We start from the raw sequence: 693 nt of genomic DNA on the forward strand, positions 1-693 counted from the left end.
CTCGTTAATTATAAAAACTTAAATAAGGAAATAAAGTATGGGAAAAGGACACAGTAATGTCATGGGTCAGGGCCGCCGTGGCTCAACTGATGGCGTCAAGGGCGTGCCGAGAGGGCTTAGTGCTGGAAATCCTAATATACTTCTACCACCGACAACCAGCCGCCACGCACCTTTACTTTTACTCCAGCACAACCGCCCGGCATGGATATCAGCTCGGTATTACCACAACCTGCCAGTGCGCTGGTCTTCCCGCAGCATACTGGAACCGATATCACTTTTCTGGCGACAAAGCGAGCACTGACGTTCCTTGCACATGAGGAGATGGATTTCCACGATTACATCATTTGGTTCCCAGCAGAGTCGGGGCTGGAACCGGTGTATGTTTATCTAAGTACATCTAAAGGGTCATATCCTCATGGTTTCAAACATTACCCACCTAAGAATATGAAGTGGGACGATATTGTTAACTCGATTAAATCAGGTCCGGCAAAATTCAAACAAGGTGTTAATATCCCTGAAGTTGATCAAGAAGTTTGGTTGACAGGGATTTCAGTAACTAATGGTCAATCTTGGAAAGTTAAGGAATTTAGAGATGTTCAAGGTGCATATAAAGGAAAGGAAACTTGCTGGGTAGTAACTAAAGAATCGGGGGGTGTTATTCACTCTCATCCAATTGGTGAAACCGAATCTAGG

The 693-nt window shown here is 44.7% G+C and carries 1 pseudogene; it reads left to right on the plus strand.

The window, feature by feature from the left end:
- Positions 1-147: 147 nt before the first annotated feature.
- A pseudogene (locus V1952_RS22325) lies at positions 148-693 on the plus strand (S-type pyocin domain-containing protein); the annotation flags it as partial.

Source organism: Yersinia sp. 2542 StPb PI (assembly GCF_048593855.1).
GTDB classification, from domain to species: domain Bacteria; phylum Pseudomonadota; class Gammaproteobacteria; order Enterobacterales; family Enterobacteriaceae; genus Yersinia; species Yersinia enterocolitica_E.